This window comes from Steroidobacter flavus (assembly GCF_042651805.1).
In the GTDB taxonomy this organism is placed as follows: Bacteria; Pseudomonadota; Gammaproteobacteria; order Steroidobacterales; family Steroidobacteraceae; genus Steroidobacter; species Steroidobacter flavus.
The window spans coordinates 834854-855148 of the sequence record NZ_JBHSDU010000014.1; the positions used below are offsets into that span (position 1 = coordinate 834854).

The following is a 20295-nucleotide window of genomic DNA, read 5'->3' on the forward strand; positions in this document are numbered from 1 at the left end:
GAGCGAGCGCTGAAGCGCTTGCCTAGGAACAATATAGAATGCATTCTATATAAAAGGAATCCCCCGGAGCCAAATAGATCGCCATGCAACTCTCTCCCCTGGCCGGTCGACGGGTCATCGAGCTCGGCACCATGCTCGCCGCCCCGTTCGCCGCCCACATCCTTTCGCAGCTCGGTGCCGAGGTCATCAAGGTCGAGCCGCCGAGCGGCGATCCAACCCGGAGCCTGGTTCGTGGTGGCCCGAGCGGCACCTTCATCGCCTACAGTCACGGTAAGAAAAGTGTCTGCATCGACCTGTCGAAGCCCGAAGGTCATGCGGCTTTTTGTCAGTTGCTGAAGACCGCCGATGCGTTGGTCCACAACCTCTCCCCCAAGGCGGCACGCAAGCTGAAGCTCACGCGCGCGGACTGCGAAGCTGTCAATCCACGACTCGTTTACTGTCACATTCGCGGTTATGCAGCCGGGCCTCAGGAAGACGATCTCGCTTCCAATCCGGTGGCCGAAGCTTCCACAGGTGTGATGGAAGCGAATCGCATCAATGGACGTCCGAGCCGCCTCGGACCTTCGTATCACGATCAGTTCGCGGGCGCGTACGCCGTCATTGGCATCCTCGCCTCGATGCTGAACTCACGCGAGAAGAACATCGCGGCCGAGCCTGTCGAAATCGGTTTGTATGAAACGGGATTGCACGTCGCCTCGCGCGATCTCGTAGGAATTCAGCTGAAAACACAGCTTTTGGGCCGCCCCGAGCGCGAACCGCATGGTGAGTTCAGCATGCCCGGCTACGGTGCCTATCAAACTTCCGATCAGCGTTGGATCTACTTGTTGATGCTCACAGACACGCATTGGTTGAAGTTTTGCCAGGCCATGAGTTTGCCGATCGACGACGCCCTCGCCACCTTGCGTCAACGAAAGAAAGTGCGCGAGCAAGTGGAAGACTTGGTGAAGTCCGCCGTGGCCACGCACACCTTCGACGCCGCGACTGCCCGATTGAAGTCGGCGGGTGTCGGTTTCACCGAAGTGTTGCCGCTCGAGCGCGTACTCGATGCACCTCAAGCGCGTCAGCCAGGCAAGCTGCGAGACGTTCCACTACGAACGCTCGAGTTCGCCGTGCCCGAGTTCCCTCGATTGCATGCCGGCTCGGACGGCGTGCCGACCCAACCTCCTCCCGAACTCGGCGCGCACACAGCAGAGTTGCTGGCCGCCGCCGGTGTCGCCCCGGAGGACTATCGATCGATGTTGAGCTCGGGCGCCGTTCAAGAAGCGACCCCGAATGCTTTCGCCTGGGCGCCCGTTCGTAACGAGCGCTGACCCCAGGCCTCCCGTTAACCGCCGTCCGATGACGCTCGCCTGAGGAGCAACAGTCGTTGACACCGCCCGATAAAAGAATGCATTCTGCATTATCCATTCAGGAGACGTCCTTTGAGTAACCCAGCCCCCACCTCCTCCGAAGTCGGTTCCGCGCCCGCCGAAGGCCGCATCACCGACCAGGCCATTGCCGATGCGAAGGCCATGATCGGCCTGCATCTTCGTCCCGAAGGCCCGTATCTCCAGGACGCCACCGCCGACACGTTGCGTAACTGGTGCAACGGCATCGGCGACTTGAACCCGCTTTATCGCGAGATCGGCTACGGCGCCTCGACCCGGTACGGCACGATGCTCGCCCACCCGATGTTTCCGATGGCCTTCGGTTGGTTGGGACGCACGCGTTGGGGCCTGCCCGGTGTGCACGGCTTCTATGCCGGCAACGATTGGGAGCTGTTTCGTCACGTCCGCCCGGGCGATCGCATCACTGCCATCGAGCGCGTCGTCGGCGTGGAAGAGAAAGAGAGCAAGTTCTCCGGTCGCCTGGTCCTGCAATACGTCGAGGCTTGCTACTACAACCAGCGCAGCGAGCTGGTCGCCCGCGCCTTGGGCACGTGCACGCGTCATGAGCGCAAAGCCGCGCGCGACACCGGCAAATACAAAGATATCGAGCAGCACCAGTACACCAACGAGCAACGCGATCGCATCGATCAAATCGTGCTCGATGAGCCCAAGAACATCCGTGGCTCCGCCGTTCGCTATTGGGAAGATGTGAAGGAAGGCGAAGAGCTGCCGACCATCGCGCGTGGACCGCTGTCGCTCATGGACACCATGGGCTTCCTGGTCGGTTGCGGTCGCGGTCATACGCATGGCGTGGTGCTGCAAGCGGCGGTGAAACATCCCGGTCATTTCTTCCGCAACCCGGAGGCGGGCGGCGGCGTCGAGTACACCGGCATCGGCCATCATCGCGAGTCGGTGGCAAAAGAAGTCGGCGTGCCGGGCACCTACGATTACGGCCCGCAGCGCTCCTCCTGGATGTGCTCTCTCATCACCAACTGGATGGGCGACGCCGGCATCCTCAAGCGCGTGCGCAGTGAAATGCGTCGTTTCAACATCGTCGGCGACACGACCTTCTGCAAAGGCAAGGTGGTCCGCAAATACGTGAAGGACAAGACCGCGCTGGTCGACATCGAGATCGCCGCCGAGAATCAGCGCGGCGAAGTGACGACCCCGGGCCTGGCGACCGTCGCCCTGCCCTCGCGCGATGTGAAATTGCCGGCGTTCATCGATGGCTCGGGCGTCGATCTCGAGCTGCCGCTGATCCGTTAACCTTCAGCCGCTTGAGAGGCATCACGTGATCAATGGATTGCCACTCGCGGGTTGTCGCGTTGTCGAGAGCTCACGTACCGTCGCGGCGGCTTATGCAGGACGCCTGCTCGCCGCGATGGGCGCCACTGTAGTGATGCTCGAGCCGAAGGAAGGGTCGCCGTTACGAACGGCCCCTCCTTTGGTCGGCGACGGCGGGCCCAGCGCATTGTTTGGATTCCTGGCGCCGAACAAGCGCAGCCTCACGTGCGATCTGCTGTCGCCCGAAGGTCAAAGCGTGCTCGCGAGCGTGCTGGAGAATGCCGACATATTGATCGATGACACACCGGTCCGCGAGCGCGCGGCGTGCAAGCTCGATCCGGAAGCCATCGCCAAATATTTTCCCAAGCTCATTCATGTGAGCGTGCTGCCCTTCGGCGCAAGCGGCCCCAAGGCCGATTGGGATGGCGAGGAAGTGAATCTGCTCCACGCCGGCGGCGAAGGATTTCTGTTGCCGAACGGCCTGTCGCACGAGCGCTTCCCGGATCGACCGCCGCTGAAAATCTACGGTCATTTCGCTCAGTATCAAGGCGGCTGCATGGCCGCTTTCTCAGCATTGTCGGCGTGGTGGTCGGTCGCCGAGACCGGCGGTCAGTACGTCGATGTATCAGTTCAGGATGCGGTGCTCTCGGTGGGCGCTTTCGCATTACAAAGATTGGGAGACGGTTCGCTGGAACACCGAAGCACCCGACGCTTCCGCTATGGCGGCGTCTTCGAAGCCCAAGGCGGCTTTGTCGAATTACTCACGTTGGAAGATCGCCAGTGGCAAGGCCTGGTCGAGCTGCTGAATCACCCCGCGTGGGCACTGGATCCGGCACTGCTCAATCCGCTGGAACGCAGCCGACGCGGCGATGAGATCAATGGTCACATTCGCGAATGGATGAGCCGGCATCACGTCGACGACATCGTCCACCGCGCTCAACAGCTGGGCGTACCGGCCGCGAAGTACCGCACACCGGCGGATGTGATCAACGGCGAGCATGAACGCTCGCGCGGCCTGTTTGCTCCGTTGGCCATCGATGGTAACGATCAGGCCGAAGTACTGGTCGCGCCGTTTCAATTCCGCTCGACGCCGCTGCAAGTGGGTCAACGCCTGCCGGAGCTGGGAGAGATGAATCGGGAGCTGCCCCGATGACAGCTCCCCTGCGCGGCGTGCGAATCGCCGACTTCACGATTCATGCGGCCGGGCCGTTCTGCACCCAACTGCTCGGCCAGCTCGGCGCCGAGTGCATCAAGATCGAAAGCAAGACTCGACCGGACGCGTTTCGCAAACCGCACGCGGTGTATGGGCGAATGACCGCCGCGACGTTCGATCAAGTGTCCGTCAACAAGCTGTCGGTACGACTCAATCTGAAACATCCCGAGGCGGTGGCGCTGGCAAAGCGCATCGTCGCAATCTCGGACGTGACCGCCGAAAGCTTTCGCGCCGGCGTGATGAAACGTCTGGGCCTCGGCTTCGAAGAGCTGTGCAAAGTGAAGTCCGACGTCATTTTGTTGTCTTTGTCCTCGTGCGGGCAAAGCGGCCCGGACTCGCACTTCGCCGGTTACGCGCCTTTGTTTGGTGCCTGGGGCGGGCTCGGCTGGATGAGCGGTTACAGCGATGGCCCTCCGGTCGAGATGCGACACGTGATGGATCATTCCGCCGGCCTACATGCCGCCGCAGCGGTCATGGCTGCACTTCATCAACGCCGCCGGACTGGGAAAGCACAGCACGTCGATGTGGCCGCGAGAGAAGTCGCCTCGGCGATGATCGGCGACGCGCTGGTGCTGGCCAGTTTGGGCATCGAACCGGTTCGACCGGGAAATAGTCACATGTCGATGGCTCCGCACGGCGTGTATCCCACTCGGGAACCGGACCGCTGGTTGACGCTCGCCGTCCGCAACGACGAGGAATGGCAAGCGCTCGTGCGCGCACTGGAACAACCTGCGGCCTCCGCCGATCCTCGGTTCGCCACTGCCGAAGCTCGCGTGCGTCATTCCGCCGAGCTCGATGCCTTGCTCGTTAAATGGCTGGAAAACGCCAGCGCCGACAGCATGGCCGAACGGCTGCAACGCGCCGGGGTCTGTGCGCATGTTTCCTGGAACACCGCCGACATCGCGCGCGACCCGCATTTGCGAGATCGTGGCGTGACTCGTGAAGTGAGCGGTCCCGATATTCCGACTCGCGTCGCCGTCGGCGCGCCCGTACGATTTTCCAAGACCACCGATGTTGGCATCCGCCGCTTGACGCCGGCCCTGGGTGAAGATGAAGACTATGTCTTCGGCGAGCTGCTCGGTCTGAGCTCGGCCCAGCGCGCCGATCTCGAGCAGCGCGAAGTCATTCTTTAACTGAGGGATTGCCAAGTGAGCAGCATCTATCTCGTGCTCGACATGATGAACGACCTGGTCCACGCCGACGGCCCGAATGGCAAGGCGGCCTATGGCGAGCAAGTGCGCGCCCGCCGGATCATCGAAAACACGCGGCGTGCTATCGACAAAGCCCGCGCCGCCAAGCTGCCCATCGGCTTCGTCCGCGTCGGCTTTTCACCGGACTATCGGGAATGCCCGGCCAACTCGCCGATTTTCTCCGGCGCCCGCAAGAACGGCGTCTTCAAGCTGGGCACCTGGGGCACCGAAACCCACCCCGATCTGGGCCAGCAGGCCAGCGACTTCGACATCGTCAAGCATCGCGTCAGCCCGTTTTACGGCACCAATTTAGAGGTGATCCTGCGGACCCACGGCGTGCGTCGCATCTACTGCTCGGGCATTTCGACCAACGCAGTCGTGCAAGCGATAGTCCGCGAAGGCCATGACCGCGACTATGAAATGATCGTGCTCGAGGACGCCTGCTGCGGCCTGTCGACCGAGGAGCACGAGGGGGCCATCAAGTCCTTCCAGCGGTTCTGCAAGCTCTCCTCCTCCACGGAGGTGGCGTTCGAATAAGCCCGTCGAATTGCGGCTATACTGCCCTGCATGGACTTTCGAACCAAAGAGGAACGAGTCGCGGACTTCCTGCGGGAGGGAATCATTTCTGGAATGTTCCCCCGCGGCTCGCGACTCAAACAGGCCGAGATCGCCGAACGCCTGCAACTGAGCATCACGCCGGTTCGCGAGGCACTGAAGCTGCTGGAAGCCGAAGGCTATGTGACGGGCGATTCGCATCGGGGCGCCTCGGTCGTGCCGTTCGACGAGGCCGCCTCCGAAGAAGTCCTGGAGTTACGGTTACTGCTGGAATCGAGGCTCATCCGGCGCACAGCCGAAAAAGTCACGGCTCAGGATCTGACCGAGCTGCGGGCGCTGGCCAATGAATTCGAAGCAGCGTTCAAACGTGGCGATCGGCCCGCGGCGCGGGGCGTCAACTATCGCTTCCACCGCCGGCTCTACGACGTGGCGCAGATGCCCCAGACCCTGCATTTCGTGCAGATCCTGTGGGCTCGCTATCCGTTCGATCTGATCAACGCGGTCCAGGGTCGCGGCGACGAAGCCGCCAAAGAACACGACGAAATTCTGAACGCCCTGCTCGATGGAGACGCCTCGGCCGCCGTGCTGGCCATGCGCAAGCACATCGAATCGGGCTTCGGCGTCCTGAAAAAGTCGCCCTAGGCTCGACCCGCCGCTCGCTGCCCCGCTTGTAACGTGCGATTGGCCTGCAGGACGATCGCATAGTCGATCATCGCACCGTCCAGCACGAAAGCTGCCGAGCCGCGCGCCTCGGCCTCACGAAATGCATCGACGACCCGCTGGGCGCGAGCGATCTCTTCCGCCGTCGGCGCAAACGCACGGTTGATCGGCTCGACGTGATCCGGATGAATGCACAGCTTGCCCTGAAACCCCAGGGTGCAAGCCCATCGAAGCGAATTGCCGAAGCCTTCCTGATCTTTGGTATTCAGCCAGGCCAGATCGATCGGCGGCTCGATTCCCGCTGTCCGCGCGGCCAGCACCAGCGAACTGCGAAATGCGATGAGCTCGGTTTCTTCCCGGGACCAGCGCACACCCAGGTCCGCTGTGAAATCGCCGGCGCCGAACGCGAACCGCTTCACGCGTGCAGCGGCACGAGAGATCGCTTCAGCATGCGACACACCCGCGGCGGTCTCGATCAATGGAATCAAATCGATCGAGCCTAGTGCCAGGCCGCGCTCACGTTCCAGTTGTGAGATGAGCCAGTCGGCAATCTTGATCTGCTCGGGCCCGTCGACCTTGGTCAGCACGACGCCATCGACGCCCTTCTGTACCACCGCACACAGATCGCCGTAGCCAAACTCAGTAGACAGTGCGTTGGTACGGACGTAACCCAGCGCGGCACGCGGCTTCTGCAATGCTTCCACGACAGCGGCTCGTGCGGCAACTTTCTCCGCGACGGGACAGGCATCTTCCAGATCGAGGATGACCACATCCGCGGGCAGCGTGAAGGCCTTCTCGATGCGCCGGGCATGATTCCCCGGCGCGAACAACAGCGAACGGAACAGCTTCATACCTCAGCATCGCACATCGCCCGCGCGCGACTCTTGACGTGAAGCGACGTCGGCGGTCACGGCGCGAACGAGTAGTCATCGCCGACGATTGGGTCCGTGCCTCAACGGGCTGACATTGACGGCATTCGCTTCTATTCGAACGGCTGCCGAATGAGGGTCTTCCACTTCGCCGGGGCAGCCTTGCGGATGTCGCTCAGGTAGATTTCGTGATGCTTGCCGGCCAGCTTCGCTCCCTGCGATTCGATGAAGGCATGCAGCTTTTCAATGGTCGGGCCCTCTTCTGTAAAAGGTCCGATGTGCAGGATCTGCGCCGCCTTGCCTTCCTCGAAGGTCGCAAACTCCACCTGGGGCAGTGCCGGCAGGTCTTTCTTTCGAGCCAGACTCGCGCGACAAGTCTCGACCAGCGATTCAGTCACGATCGGGGGCTGCATGATCATGAGCGTCCACTTCCACTCATCCTTGCGCGTGACGCTGAACTGCTTCATGTCATCCACCCACCACAGCCCTTCCAATGGCATCACGGTGTAGTCGATCGCTGCTGGGCTCTTCTTCACCGCGAACTTGATCGTGTACGCGAGACTGAACAGCGCTTGCACAGCGTTCGTATAGATGCTGGACGTATTGGGATCGCCGGTGCCGTCGATCCTCAAATAGTTGAGCGGCGGGACGTCGACCAGCGCCGGTGTCTTGGCCGATGCGGTGTAGAGGGTCTTGAGTTCTTTTTTGTGGTCGATCTTGCTCATCGACCCATGATAGCGCGAGGCTAGCAGCTGATGCCGGCGTCCGCTCCGAACTTGATCGTGAAACCCACCGGGCTCGTGACCGACAGCTTCCGATCGCAAGCCTGCCCGGGCTGTGGCAGGGTGCGAATGACGAGTCGAATCTCTTCGCTGCCGATCTCAGCAGACGCATCACCGGCCGCTCTGAATCGTGCCTTCCATGGCCCGCGGGCGGCGGTGACTGTGATATGGGACGTGCACTGTTTTTCTCCGCAGGTCGAGTCTGCCCATTCGATGGCGCCGGCGCTCGATGAGAAAAGGCCTGCATTCGTCGGATCGTTTTTGAGCACGAAACGTGGCGCGCTCGCCAGCTGCAGGACCTGCCCGTTGCCCGGGCCTTGAATGTCGAGCAGCAGCTTGGTGCTGAGCCCGGCACCGTCAGCACGCTTCTGCACTTCAATCATCGTGATGTCGTCCGCAAGCGATCCGCCCGGTACGGTCGTCGGCGACACGATCACCAGGGCCAGAACCGTGACCGCCGTGAACGCACACAACAGTGCGTCGATGGCGGAGATACCGATGGCAATAGCGAAGGATGCGCGCATATCAGTAAGTAAATAGGGCCGTACTCACATCCAGAGGCACGTCGGCCGAAGGCCCGTGCCACTGTGAAACAGCGCCGCCCGTTTTCGATGGCAATCGGGACAGGAAGATCCAATCCGGGGCCGGCGCCGGCTGATCGCTCACAATGAGGAACGGTTTAGGTGGTGCCTCGGTCGGTCTCAGTCCTTTAGCGTCTGACCGGTTCGCGCATGTGTCATCGAGGACAGTCACAGGATCGAGCGCGAGATCGAGTTTCCATCCCTCCTGGGCACAGCGCATCCAGATGTAGTAGCTGCCGCGCTTGCCGAGATGAACCGCCGCATAGGCCACGGTGGGAATATTCTCAATGCTGACTGCCTTCTTTCCCGGATTTAACTTAAAGGACGCCCACCGATACTTGTCCTCACGAAAAGGCGGGGGCGGACTTGATAGATCGCCGCGCCAGTGTCGCGAGTTAATGATCCTTGCATCTATCTTGAACCCGGAGTGCTCCAGGCTCTCCGCACTCGCATCCTGGGGTTTGCCGACCCGCGCTGCGTTCGCTACTTGGATGTTGGACGATGGCTCCCCCGGCACTGGATCGACGAGATACAGCAACGTAATCGGAATCGGCGCTTGCGCCGCATCGCCCGTCTGCTCATCGCTCGAACGCCCGTGCGCGCCCACCAGTGCAACGAACAGAACCACGCCGCACACCAGCGAGGCCAGCAACAGATCGATGGCCGAGATGATCAGCAGTGCCGAGGGCGACTCGTGCTTGGCCATCGAGCGTTACCGTCCGGGCCAGAACACCGCGTTGAGACGTCGATGCGTGTCTTCGAGCAAGTCCGCCTCCCGATGCTCTTCGCGCGTGTTCAGCAGCATGCAGATCGCCATCCCCGTCAATGCAAGCATGGTGGTTGCAAAGCTGGAGCTGAGCACGCCAGTGACCAGCTCGGTCGCCGACAATCGATCCGACTCGTTGCCCGCGACGATGCCGCTCGCCCGGGACAGAGCCACGATCAGACCGTGCAACGTCGCAATCAATCCGATGGCTGGAAACGCTGTCACCAGCGCATTGATGAATGCACGCTGCCGAGCGAGTGCCTGCGTGTGCAGCTCTACCACCTTCTCCAGATGACTACGATCGGCCGCCCCGACACATTCACGATTAGCGTCTAGAAGATCGCGCAGCGCCGTCGGACTGTTGCCATCGATCACGCACAGGCCGTCGGCGTCCGCAACGAAGTTGCCGTCCTTTGTGCAGTTCTTGTGCTTCTTAGCGTCGAACTCCACGCCGTATTCGGCTCTGAACAGGCCGTAGAGATCACGCGCTTCAGCGGTTGCGTCGGTGACGCTCGACGGGCCGCGCACCTTCGACAGTCGAAGCTCAGCTTCACGGAGCCAATCAGCGATCTGTTCAGCCTGCGTCTTGAGAGGTTGACGTTGCCTGTGCAACTCGCTCATCCCCTTCAGAAGGGCAATAAACAACACCACGACAGCGAGCCGCTCCCAACCCCAGAAGAAATTCGCCCACATTCGACCCTGTTTTACCCTCTCGGTCGCTGCTCCGGCCTCGAGCAGGCCCTGCAAGACCCTGCATCGGGCCAGCTTCTCCTCGGCATCAGGTTCTGTTCCCCCCGGAGTGCATGCATTTGCGCCGAGCACACGGATTGCGAGATCTCGCCCTGTCACGGCTTCCGTTCTTTTCCAGAACATCCCGAGAAAACCAGGCCGCTGGAAAACGCTTGCATACGTTGCGCACTTCTCGGCGGTCTCCTTGGCCATTTTCTCGTCGGTCTGATCATTGTTCGACGCTGGCGGGTCCCAGCCGGTTCTCAATGTCTCGATATCGTGCCTGGTATCGCCTGGCCAGCCGACGAGTTGACGGGCGAACGCCATCGCCATCTTCTCGCGCACTGAAGGTTCGCACCCTTTGGAATCCCCGGGTCGCAGAAAGCAAGCAGCGACGTCAACCATGGCGTCTGTCGGCTGAAGAAATGAGCGATTGAGTGCCGCCAGAACCGGATCGTCCGCTTTTGAAAACTGGACGCCGATCGATCTCGCAAACAGCTCGCCTGGCGATGACGTGCCCGCCCCGTCCTTGCCAGCTACGCCGTTCCCTCTGTTGGTGATGCACCACCTGCGCTCTTTAGCCGCGTCCTTGCCAGTCTGCTCGGGCGCATCTGCGACCAGATGCTCGAACAACTTCGCAGGCGCCGTTTTGGCGTGTACGACCGCCCAATAGTAGCAGCCGTACGTCACCGTTCCATAGATCAAGCCGCCCCAGAGGAGCGAGACGACAGCGATCCGGAACCACCGTCCCCACGTCAACTTCGGAATCGCCTGGCTATTTGCTCGTCTCATGGGCAGCTTCCGTTCTCATAAAACAGGAACAAGGGATCAATCAGGAACGGGGCGACGAAAGGCTCGGTCACGAGCCGCGTCGCCAACGTACTCAGCAGCGCGGGTGCGTCCGTTCCGCCTTTGAGCCTGCCTTTGGCGGCATTATTTAAATCGGCAGGCTGGCTCCACAGGTTCAGCGTCGCGCCAAGTTGGGTGCCGGATTGAGTCATGGCGCTGCAGAGCTTGCCGCGCTGGCGCACTGAATAGATAAACGAACTGCTCGCGTCCGCCACGATCTCCGCTACTGCACGCCGACCTTCCGCTCCGGCATTGATGGTCAGTTTTCGATTGGCGACAGGAGCTGGAAGCGCGGCTACGACGCGAGTGAGAGGCGACTCGGGCGGTGGGACTCGCCACGGAGCGGCATGACGCCAAGTTTGAACCGACGACTCCACGGGCTCGACCGAATATCCCGGGCCCAACGTAGAGCCTACGGTCAGCAACGCCGTTGAGATTGGAATTTCCGGAGTTTTCGGCCGTGCACGCGTCCGCAAGGGTGGCAGCCAACGGAGTGCCGGCGAGAGCAACACTCGCAGGGTTTGCGCGTTATCTATCACGCTTAGCGCGGCTACGTCGTGATACATCGATTGCGCAATGACAGTGCCAGCTTTCTCCGACCCCAACAGCTGAAACGCGCGCCCCCAGAGAGAGTCCGCCGCGACGATATCCTCGGCGGGCTGGCCCGGCGGGAAGTATCTCCATTGGCTGTCACCTTGAACTCGATGGAGCGCCGCAAGGCAATCCGACGGCTCATAGTCGGTGCAGAACAGTTCCGACGCTCTGCCGTTCGAGGCCGCCAGCTGCGCCGCTCGTGGCAATGCGCCCACAAAGGTTATATGAGACTCAGCGCTGAGTTTTCCGGAAACGAAGTTCACAGACACCGATTTCTCCAGCTCGCCGCGTTGCGAATCGATGCCAACGATCTCCACGCGACGTGCGACAAGATGGCTGGCCTCACAGGGCAAGTTGGAACAGAACAGAAGAAACATTCCCTCGGGCAGCTCGAATGCCGACGCATTCGGCAGCAGATAACGCCCGCGTCCCATCATGGCCGCGGCCGTTTGCTCTGTAACGCGGACCTCGTAAGAACCCCAGCTACGAGTCCCGTGGCGATCGATGACGTCGGTCAGATAGGGCCAGTCGTTGACCAGCAACCGACGATCCTTCGCAATGCGGATCACGCGGTTGCCCGAAGAGAACGCCAATCCGACGCCGGGGGAACCTGGGGTCGGTTTGTTGACAGGGGGGCCGACGCCCGGTTTGTCGACTTCATTGGCGGGAGTGGTGTCAGGCGGGCCTGGCGGAGTGTTGGGCGATGGACCTTCGCCGCCGCCCTTGCCCTGATCGGAGCTGATGACGATCTTGCCCCTTCTGATGCTGTCCCAGTCAATGGAAGGCTTCAGCAGATTCTTTAGAATCTTCTCGATCACCTTGGCATCGATGCCGGTGGCACTGGGGAAGATGATCGTGACCTTCAGAACCTTTACATCCGCCTTCACCTTGATGCGCTTCAACGACGCGTTGATGTCGAGACGCGCGCCCAATGCATCGCCGCCGATCGCAAGCACGGGACTGAAAGAACCGAGCGGCACGCGGACGAAGCCACGCCCCTGGAAGAGCGAGACGACATTCATGCGAGCCGCGACACATAGCAATCCCGATTCCGCGTTCTCGCACTCCTTCGCGTCCAGGTCGAGCAGCTTGACCCGCTGCAGCGACATATCCGTCGCGCAATCCGGCAGAACGATGACTGCCACGACGTCGGCAAGCTCCACCGAATTGAAAAGCTTTACGGTTGCCTTACCGCTCGCCATGCACGCAGTCCCATAGATGCCGACCTTGGTACGCGGCAGCGGCAGATATGACGCCACACCTTCCGGCGCAAGTTGCGACTCGACGCTGAAGTTCTCGAGATCGACTACCGTCGTCGAACGCGCCAGCCGGCTATTGGCGATAAAGAGACCGGTGTCCGCTGTAATGGTTTTCGGCTTTTTATAAGTCAACTCTCCAGTCAGTCGCAGGATGTTGGACGTCGTTGCGCCGCTGGTGAGCGCCAGGCTGGCGCTCAATACAATATCTCCAGGCTTGGCGTAGTCGAACTGGCCGCTGATGTTTCCAATGTCCACGCCAGCGAAGATGGGTGTGTAGCCTGCCCAGGTCAGCGTCACAGGCCCCGCAAAAGTCGGTTCGCTGTTCTTGCCCGGCCGCCATTCGATCGTGCCGCCGGCCTTCAGCGCGTCGACGATCACCGGCAGCTCGACGTCACAACGAATCAAAGGCACCCCATCGGGCGTGGTGACCAGATAGAGCTTGGCATTCGGCAACTCGATGTTGCCGAGGAACTTCTTGATGACCCCGACCAGCGCGTCGCCCAGCGACGGGCTCTGCAGCTTCAGAGACGGCAAAATCTGCAGGACCGCGGCCACCGACTCCGATCCGTACTGGATCGCGACGTTCAACGACAGCTCCTCGATTTTTTTAGTGGGCGCCAGCGATTTAACGACCACCGTCACCGGCCCGACATTGACTTCCGTGCCGGCGACGATATTTGTCGCTGCCCTCTGAAAAGCAGCGGTGGCAGCCTGCTCGAACTGTGCCCCGGCAGCTTCGATCTCGAGCTCGAGTGGCTCCAGCGCGGGAATGGCTACATCGGCCTTGAGTTTCGGCAGCACCTCGCGAACGGTAATGACGCCCCCTGGCAGCACTGCGTCGAGATTTGTTTGCAGATAACGAGCGAGCCGCCCCTTATCGTCGAGCACCGCTTTATCGAGCACCGCCCTGTCGCCATCCATGGTGATATTGCTGATACAAACTTGTTCTTGGTCCGGCAGCGTCGCACAGGCCCGCCCGCCTCCTTCAGCGCCGAAAGTGATACCGAACAGCGTGAACGATTCGGGCAACTTCGGCAGGTTCGCGTCGGCCACCAGGCATGCACCGAGCTGCGCGGCGACTTCATCGACGTTCGTGCGCACGCCGTTCTTGGTGACATCCACTTTGACGGTATTGCGACATCCGCCGGGCGCCGTGACGCGCGCCACGATGCTCGCATCCTTCGACGAAAGCGTTTCGATATTGATGCCATTGGGCAGCAACGGCTGCAGGGCAGCTCGGGCTTTGTTTTCATCCACGATGAGGCGCCAGCGTTGCGCGTTGGCGCCGGCGTATTGCCACAGAATCGCTACCGGCAGCGCTTTCGCACCCGGCAAGTCGATAGTGGCGGTACCGCAAAGAGCCAAGGTCTGTTCGACGGGCGCGATGGCGGCATCGCTGAGCGCGATGCCATTCGCCGGACATTTGTCGGTGCCATTGATCAGAACTTGGGCGGCTGTTAACAAAACCGGTACATCGGCAAGTACTGGCAGCTTTGCCTCCAGCCGTTTCGCTAGCTTGCGTTTTGCCAGGGACGCCAGGTCGTCGATGTTCCCACGAAGGTCATTGCACGCCGGCGCGGCGCCGAAAGACATCCGCTTAGGCCCCAGCTTGGCGCACATCAAGGGCAGTTTTACGCCGACCGCCTCGATCTGGATTCCTTCGATGGTGACCAGGAGCTGCTGATCGACCTTCGCGTCAGCTACGCTCGTGATCCGAAATGCCGGCGGGAGCAGCCGTTGCAACGATTCGCGCAACAGCTTGGGATCGGGCGTCGCATAGGCAACCTGCGGCGGTACAGACAGCACTGCCACGGCGTTTGCCGACACTCTCGTCTGAATGTCTTTAATGCCGAGCGGGTAATCGACCACCAGCGGATTGGAATCCGACGTGGCGCGAATGAGCAGGCTCAAATGTCCCACGGTCACGCACGGCTGATCGCCCAGATCCAGGCAGGGGCGAAATTTCAATCGCAGCCCGACCACCCCGGGTTTCTTGGATTCCGCATTGAAACAGTAGTCGGCAAATCCCTGCTTGAGAAGGGTGATGCTCTGCCCGGTGTCACAAGCCTGCGCAGTCTCGACCTTCGCCACCGAGCGCGCCACCGCAAACAAAGCATTCTCGGCTTCCGCTTTGCATGCTGCATTCGCCTCAACGAAGCCGGCGAGCTGCAAACCTCCATCCACCTGCTGCAGGTCGACGCTCTTCGCAGCCCACTCCGCCATCGCCGCACGGCAGTCGTCGAATCTCTTCCGCTGATCCGCGGTCAGCTGCAAATCTGCCGGCAGCTCCACCTTAGCCACCGCCTCTGCAATCCTCTTGCCGGCCTGGAACTGTTCGATGACGACCCGGCTCAAGCGCTTCGCAATCCGGGCGTTCGCGGCATCGACGGCCGGCTGCGCATTCCGCAAAGCCCGCACGAACTCCAGGTTGAACGGAAACGTTGCGGCCATCTTTTCATCAAAGTCCGCCGCACCCGGCAAGTGTTTATCGACTTCTGCCCATGCGGGTTGAAACTTGTTTGCGCCGTCGCCGTCGATGATCGGAGCCAGCTCGGGCCATTGGCGCAGGCTCTCGCTGAGCACCGTGCCGATGCTCCAGACGCGAGCGAGCTCCGGCAGGAGCTGTACGATCGCCTCGTGGCATTTGTCAGAGTCGCCGCCTTTGTTACAGGCGGCCAGCTCAGGCAGTTTTTCTTTCTGGATCGCGCGGAAGAAGGCGAGTGTCTGATCGACTTTGACTACGAGACCGGCGGCTTCCGCGCCGATGCAGACAGGATCTTTTTCTTTGGGGTCTGTGGGCGTGCACTTGAACGTCTCAGCCTCTTTTGTCTTGAGGAAGTCGCGTACCACCTTGGCCACGTCTTTCTGACGTCCCGCCGTGAGCGGCCAGCACTGCTTGGCGATGGAGTTGAAGTCGGTCGAGATCAGGCAGGCCGGCCTGACACAGGCGACATCAGCCTCGCCGTCCGGAAGAACTTTGCGCAGTTCGGCGCAGTAAAGAAACGACAAACCCGTCGGATCGAGCGCGTTCACCACCGCTGTCGTAATGACCTGCGGCTCCTGTTTCTCCTCCATGAGCAGGCGGGCGAGGAGCCTGAGCGCCGCGCTGGCCGACGCATCGTCTCGCTCAAACCCGAAAACATCACTTTCCTGGTCGTCGAGATGAGTGAGTGTCGTGCACACGGCCTGCAGCGGTGGCGCAGCCAGCTGACAGGCATCGCGATAGACATCGTCCCTGATAGATGAGCCAGGAGCCGTTTGCGCAACCGCTGCCTGCGCAAAGAGCCCCATCAAAACGACAACTATCAAACGCGCGGGCGAAGCGACGCGAGCGAGGAGCTTCATCTGGTCATTCCTTGCCGGCCGACGCGCAGCGCCCCTTTCGATTGACGACGATGTCCACCCGGCGCGTGAATGTTTCAGGCGTTTTCCCGGCGGCTTTGTCTACATTGTCGTGAAACGCCAGTTGCTGGCGCATGTTCGCCAGCCGTTCCTGGTCGTTCGCTCCGGGCCATCGGCGTTCGCCGGCCCGTTCGATGCGCACGACAGAAGTAGGATGTTTGTCACGGTTCGCGGTGAGATACGCTTCGATTCTGCCGATGACTTGCTGACGCCGTGCTTCGGCGAGCTCGATGTTCAGATGATCTGAGATTTCGGGGGTACTACAATCGAACGCCCGCTGGCTGGAAAATCCCTGCACATCGATCACAACTTCCTGCCCCACGCCGCACCACTGCAGACCGCCCGCCAGAAGTTCGAGCACGGCCTCAGATTCCTTCACGAGTAAAGCGCCGTCGCCGAACTCGGCGGTGCTGCAATTGTTTACGTCGGCGGCGTAGAACGGCAGCATGATTCGAGAAATGTCGCTCGGGCCGGGCGTCGGGAGGCTCGGTACCTCCGGTACAATCGACTTCTCCGGCTCGACCACGTTCGGCGTGACAGGGCCGTCACCTCCCGTGGTATCGCGGTCCCAGGCATGAGGCACACAGCTACCCAGGAGGAATCCAAGGATCAGTGCAACCACGGCGATACCTGCGGCCACACGCCAGCCGGCCCCGTCCGAACGTGGAGCTTGACGGTTCTCGCGCTGGTCGCTGCTACTGTTGCCGCTACTGGATGTTTGTTCTTCCATAGTTCCTCCCGGTAGCCGTCCACGGCCCGCGGGGAGCGCGGCGGACGATTCTTCTTGTCGCGATCTAAGGTGCCGCGTTGGTGAGCGCCGTCCTTATGATTTCTTCGGTGGCGGTTTCTTTTGCGGCTTGGCCCAGCAGGTCAACCCTTCGATGGCCATCTGCGGATGCTGGACACCCACCGCCAGCACATCGCCGTAGAAAGCTTCTTCCCACGCGGCGCCCCATCTTTCGATTTCAGCGATGGGATAATCCCTTCGGGCCAGGCCGGCTTTGCCGGCATTCAAATAACCGAAATGAAGGTGCGGCGGCAGCTTGTTCTTTTGCAGACAGTCGGAATTGCCAGTGAAGCCGACCGTGCCGACCTGCTGACCCGCGACCACCTTGGCGCCCTTTTTCACTTTGGCTTCGTCCAGGTGGCCATAGACGGTGTAGCCGCCGTCGCCGTGATCGATGATGACAGCGGTGCCCATGTCGGCCCACTTTTCGGCGGCAACGACCACGATGCCGGCTTTCGTTGCCAGCACCTTGTCACCGACCGCAGCATTCAGATCGAGGGCACCGTGGATCTTTCCACTGCGTCGGTTGGACAGATAGTCCCCACCCTGTAGGGCACAAACATCATTGTCTCGAATCTCAGCGACCTTCTCGAGCGGACAAGAAACAGCGGGTGGGTTGGCGGCCGAGGCACAGAGGGGTAGCGACAGAACCGCAGCTAACAACAGGCTGCGCGAGCTAGTGTCCAATAACTCCATATGGATCTCCGTGATTCTTCTTAGTTCTGGAGTTGCTTGTAAGATCTATAACTCGGAATCTATTTCAGATGCAAGCTCCTTATTCAGCCAAGTGTATGACACGCCGACAGGTGCCCCGCGCTGTTGCACCTGCAATGCCCGACCGCAAAGATATATTTCTAAGTTGTTGCTCAGTTCACCCGCCGCTCGCGACCTTTCCAATACGGTTCGCGCAACACACGGCGAAGAATCTTCCCTGAGGGGCCTTTGGGTAAGGCCGCGACGAACTCGACGGACTTGGGTGCCTTGAATGCAGCGATGCGGGTGCGTGAGAACGCGATGATGTCCGCGGCATCGGTAGTCGCGCCCTCCTTTGGAACAACGATGGCCTTGACCGTCTCGCCCCATTTCTCATCGGGCACCCCGATCACTGCCACTTCCTGCACCGCCGGGTGTCCATAAATCGCATTCTCGACTTCGGCAGGATAGACGTTCTCCGCACCGGACACGATCATGTCCTTGAAACGGTCGTGGATGTATAGATAGCCGTCCTCATCCAGATAGCCTGCATCGCCGGTGCGCAGCCAGCCGGCGTCGTCGATAGTCTGTGCGGTGGCGGCTGGCCAGCGCCAATAGCCGACCATGTTCGCGACCGAGCGCGTCTCGACTTCACCCACCTGCCCGGCCGCAAGCGGCTCGCGGCTATGAGCATCGACGACGCGAATCTCCACGCCGGGCATCGCTTTGCCCGCAGCGCGCATCCGCTGGCTGCCGGCGGCAACGTGATCTTCGGGAGGAAGAAACACGATCGTTCCCGCCGTTTCCGTCATTCCATACTGCTGACAAAAGCCGCAGCCGAACACCTGCGTCGCTTCGCGCAGCAGATCGAGGGCGATGGGCGACGCGCCGTAAAGAATATGACGTAAGCGTCGGTAGTCGATTTGTCTCACGCGAGGTTGTAACAACAGCTGATGCAACGCTGTCGGCACAACGAAGAGTCGCGAGACGCCCTCGTGTTCGACCGCATCGAGCACCTGCGCGGGATTGAACTCGCGCATGACAATGGTCTTCGCACCGCTGAAGAAGCCAACGATGCCCCAAGCGATGCCGCCGACATGCCCCACTGGCAGCGCAACCAGGTTCACGTCGTCGTCCAGCCATTCATTCCATTCCATCCCGGCCCGCATGCCCTCGCGTCGGCCGTCCAGAATGTTTCGATGACTGAGCATCACGCCTTTGGGCACGCCGGTGGTCCCCGACGTGTACAGCTGTATCGCCACCGAAGCCGGTTCGACGGGCGCCTGCACATCTGACGATGACGCAGCATCGCGCCACTGGGCATATCGCGGCAGGCCGGCGTGACCTTGTTCCATCGCTATCACGGTGACGTCGCTCGACAGTGGCTGTCGCAAGACATCGAGCTTGTCGAACTGATCGGTGCCGACGAACAGCACCCTCACTTCGGCATCGAGCAGGATCTGTTGCATCTCAGGCAGGGCGAGCCGCCACTGCACCGGCACCAGCACGACGCCGGCCTTCGCCGCTCCGAACATGAGCTCGAAGAACTCATCGGTGCCTTTGCCGATGAAGGCGATCCGATCCGCCGGCCGGCAACCTGACGCGGTGAGAGCATTCGCCACTCGATTGCTGGCGCGGTCCAGCTCGCCCCACGAAGTCTCGCGATGCTCAAAAGAGATTGCGATACGTTCGGCGCGATGCCGGGCGTGATACCGGGCGATATCGCCCAACGAAGGCATGGCGTCGTAATCGACCCTCACGGCTGAGCGCTCGCCATCGGTTGCTCCCCCGCCGTCGCCGTAAATCGTTTGTAGAGATAGCTGGCGGGCAAGCCCATTCGCCGGCTGGCCAGTGTCGGTGCGGTGTTGGGCAGGGGCACCCGTTCGAACAACGCTCCCAGTGTCTTCAGCATCCGCTGCTCCCAGGACTTCAGGCGCCATTGCTTGCCCTGCAGGCCGAGCCGTTCGGTCAGCCAGTCGGGCAGCAGCGAGATCCCTGCACGAACCATAGTCGATTGCAGCGGCCGAAGGAACAACGGCAACGCCGACGTCCGCTGCACGATCTCCAGAAACTGCAGGATGATGGGATGCGCCTCCAGATGCGGCCGCATCCGTTCGAACTGTTGACGCTGCTCCGCCAACGATTGCGGCGCCCCGTGGGCAAGAAACAATCGGGCCGACACCATCGACTCCCGATAGAAATGATCCCGTTGCGCCTCCGACAAAGGCCGGCAGAACGCGGCATAAGCTTCCATGAAGCCGAAGCTCACAGTGCATTGAACCCAGTTCAACAACTCGGGATCGTTGGCTCGATACGGCGTTCCCTTCGGCGTCGTTCCCTGCACGCGAGCATGCATGGCGACCACACCGCGAATCAGCTTCTCCGCCACCTCGACGGGCGCATACACGCTCACATGAGTCATCAGCCCGGTTCGTTGCATCCGGGTGAGCGGATCGGTCGGAAAGATCGAATGCTCCCAAACGCCGGTGCGCACCCGCTCCTCGGCCAGCTCCAGGAGGACGGCGGTGATGCCGCCGATGAACAAAGAGATGGGATTCTTGAACACCTGCCAGGCGAGCGAATCGGGCGCGTACAACGCGGGGGCGCCGCTCGGCTGCAGAAAATCCACTTGCGGGACCGCTCGTCGGCGCGGACCACGGGGCTCGTTACTCATTTGCTTTCCTTCATACAACGGTGAACTTGGTTCATGCACCG

General features: G+C 61.2%; 16 protein-coding genes. 6 read left to right on the top strand and 10 right to left on the bottom strand.

Annotation, left to right across the window (positions count from 1 at the left end; genetic code table 11):
• Positions 1-83: 83 nt before the first annotated feature.
• The 6 genes from ACFPN2_RS26240 (at position 84) to ACFPN2_RS26265 (ending at position 6251) form a co-directional block, all read left to right on the top strand.
• Positions 84-1310 (top strand): CaiB/BaiF CoA transferase family protein, encoded by a 1227-nt coding sequence (locus ACFPN2_RS26240; RefSeq protein WP_380602157.1) that lies wholly within the window; start codon positions 84-86, stop codon positions 1308-1310.
• A gap of 111 nt (positions 1311-1421) precedes the next feature.
• Positions 1422-2633, top strand: a complete 1212-nt coding sequence (locus ACFPN2_RS26245; protein WP_380602159.1) for an FAS1-like dehydratase domain-containing protein — start codon at positions 1422-1424, stop codon at positions 2631-2633.
• 25 nt (positions 2634-2658) lie between these two features.
• Positions 2659-3804 (top strand): CaiB/BaiF CoA transferase family protein, encoded by a 1146-nt coding sequence (locus tag ACFPN2_RS26250; RefSeq protein ID WP_380602161.1) that lies wholly within the window; start codon positions 2659-2661, stop codon positions 3802-3804.
• Positions 3801-4997, top strand: coding sequence for a CaiB/BaiF CoA transferase family protein (locus ACFPN2_RS26255; protein WP_380602163.1), 1197 nt, complete (start codon positions 3801-3803; stop codon positions 4995-4997). The genes ACFPN2_RS26250 and ACFPN2_RS26255 overlap by 4 nt, the downstream gene beginning before the upstream one ends.
• A gap of 15 nt (positions 4998-5012) precedes the next feature.
• The gene (locus ACFPN2_RS26260; protein ID WP_380602165.1) at positions 5013-5591 is read left to right on the top strand and encodes a cysteine hydrolase family protein; all 579 of its coding nucleotides are present in this window, start codon (positions 5013-5015) and stop codon (positions 5589-5591) included.
• Positions 5592-5621: 30 nt separating this feature from the next.
• The gene (locus tag ACFPN2_RS26265) at positions 5622-6251 is read left to right on the top strand and encodes a GntR family transcriptional regulator (protein WP_380602167.1); all 630 of its coding nucleotides are present in this window, start codon (positions 5622-5624) and stop codon (positions 6249-6251) included.
• Here ACFPN2_RS26265 and ACFPN2_RS26270 read toward each other — a convergent pair.
• The 10 genes from ACFPN2_RS26270 to ACFPN2_RS26315 all read right to left on the bottom strand — a co-directional run bounded on the left by ACFPN2_RS26270 (position 6248) and on the right by ACFPN2_RS26315 (position 20254).
• Complete coding sequence (locus ACFPN2_RS26270) at positions 6248-7120, bottom strand: HpcH/HpaI aldolase/citrate lyase family protein (RefSeq protein WP_380602169.1); 873 nt, start codon at positions 7118-7120, stop codon at positions 6248-6250. The two genes, ACFPN2_RS26265 and ACFPN2_RS26270, sit on opposite strands and share 4 nt — an antisense overlap.
• 131 nt (positions 7121-7251) lie before the next feature.
• On the bottom strand, positions 7252-7863 hold the full coding sequence (locus ACFPN2_RS26275; protein ID WP_380602171.1) for a GyrI-like domain-containing protein: 612 nt from the start codon (positions 7861-7863) through the stop codon (positions 7252-7254).
• A gap of 20 nt (positions 7864-7883) precedes the next feature.
• Positions 7884-8444, bottom strand: coding sequence for a hypothetical protein (locus ACFPN2_RS26280; RefSeq protein WP_380602173.1), 561 nt, complete (start codon positions 8442-8444; stop codon positions 7884-7886).
• Position 8445: 1 nt separating this feature from the next.
• Positions 8446-9207 carry a hypothetical protein gene (locus ACFPN2_RS26285; RefSeq protein ID WP_380602175.1) on the bottom strand — a complete coding sequence of 254 codons (762 nt, stop codon included), beginning with the start codon at positions 9205-9207 and terminating at the stop codon, positions 8446-8448.
• A 6-nt stretch (positions 9208-9213) separates the two neighbouring features.
• Positions 9214-10629 carry a MotA/TolQ/ExbB proton channel family protein gene (locus ACFPN2_RS26290; protein ID WP_380602177.1) on the bottom strand — a complete coding sequence of 472 codons (1416 nt, stop codon included), beginning with the start codon at positions 10627-10629 and terminating at the stop codon, positions 9214-9216.
• 155 nt (positions 10630-10784) lie between these two features.
• On the bottom strand, positions 10785-16043 hold the full coding sequence (locus ACFPN2_RS26295) for a hypothetical protein (protein ID WP_380602179.1): 5259 nt from the start codon (positions 16041-16043) through the stop codon (positions 10785-10787).
• Between the two features lie 4 nt (positions 16044-16047).
• The gene (locus ACFPN2_RS26300; RefSeq protein ID WP_380602181.1) at positions 16048-16830 is read right to left on the bottom strand and encodes a hypothetical protein; all 783 of its coding nucleotides are present in this window, start codon (positions 16828-16830) and stop codon (positions 16048-16050) included.
• Positions 16831-16923: 93 nt separating this feature from the next.
• The gene (locus ACFPN2_RS26305) at positions 16924-17583 is read right to left on the bottom strand and encodes a M23 family metallopeptidase (RefSeq protein ID WP_380602183.1); all 660 of its coding nucleotides are present in this window, start codon (positions 17581-17583) and stop codon (positions 16924-16926) included.
• 170 nt (positions 17584-17753) lie between these two features.
• Entirely contained in the window at positions 17754-19319 is a 1566-nt protein-coding gene (locus tag ACFPN2_RS26310; RefSeq protein WP_380602849.1) for a fatty acid--CoA ligase, read from the bottom strand.
• Positions 19320-19336: 17 nt separating this feature from the next.
• Complete coding sequence (locus tag ACFPN2_RS26315; protein ID WP_380602185.1) at positions 19337-20254, bottom strand: oxygenase MpaB family protein; 918 nt, start codon at positions 20252-20254, stop codon at positions 19337-19339.
• Positions 20255-20295 lie beyond the last annotated feature (41 nt).

Excerpts from the sequence above, each read along its gene's own strand:
- ACFPN2_RS26240 (WP_380602157.1), top strand. The coding sequence starts at position 84 with ATGCAACTCTCTCCCCTGGCCGGTCGACGGGTCATCGAGCTCGGCACC.
- ACFPN2_RS26255 (WP_380602163.1), top strand. The coding sequence starts at position 3,801 with ATGACAGCTCCCCTGCGCGGCGTGCGAATCGCCGACTTCACGATTCAT.
- ACFPN2_RS26265 (WP_380602167.1), top strand. The coding sequence starts at position 5,622 with ATGGACTTTCGAACCAAAGAGGAACGAGTCGCGGACTTCCTGCGGGAG.
- ACFPN2_RS26270 (WP_380602169.1), bottom strand. The coding sequence starts at position 7,120 with ATGAAGCTGTTCCGTTCGCTGTTGTTCGCGCCGGGGAATCATGCCCGG.
- ACFPN2_RS26275 (WP_380602171.1), bottom strand. The coding sequence starts at position 7,863 with ATGAGCAAGATCGACCACAAAAAAGAACTCAAGACCCTCTACACCGCA.
- ACFPN2_RS26280 (WP_380602173.1), bottom strand. The coding sequence starts at position 8,444 with ATGCGCGCATCCTTCGCTATTGCCATCGGTATCTCCGCCATCGACGCA.
- ACFPN2_RS26285 (WP_380602175.1), bottom strand. The coding sequence starts at position 9,207 with ATGGCCAAGCACGAGTCGCCCTCGGCACTGCTGATCATCTCGGCCATC.
- ACFPN2_RS26295 (WP_380602179.1), bottom strand. The coding sequence starts at position 16,043 with ATGAAGCTCCTCGCTCGCGTCGCTTCGCCCGCGCGTTTGATAGTTGTC.
- ACFPN2_RS26300 (WP_380602181.1), bottom strand. The coding sequence starts at position 16,830 with ATGGAAGAACAAACATCCAGTAGCGGCAACAGTAGCAGCGACCAGCGC.
- ACFPN2_RS26305 (WP_380602183.1), bottom strand. The coding sequence starts at position 17,583 with ATGGAGTTATTGGACACTAGCTCGCGCAGCCTGTTGTTAGCTGCGGTT.
- ACFPN2_RS26310 (WP_380602849.1), bottom strand. The coding sequence starts at position 19,319 with ATGCCTTCGTTGGGCGATATCGCCCGGTATCACGCCCGGCATCGCGCC.
- ACFPN2_RS26315 (WP_380602185.1), bottom strand. The coding sequence starts at position 20,254 with ATGAGTAACGAGCCCCGTGGTCCGCGCCGACGAGCGGTCCCGCAAGTG.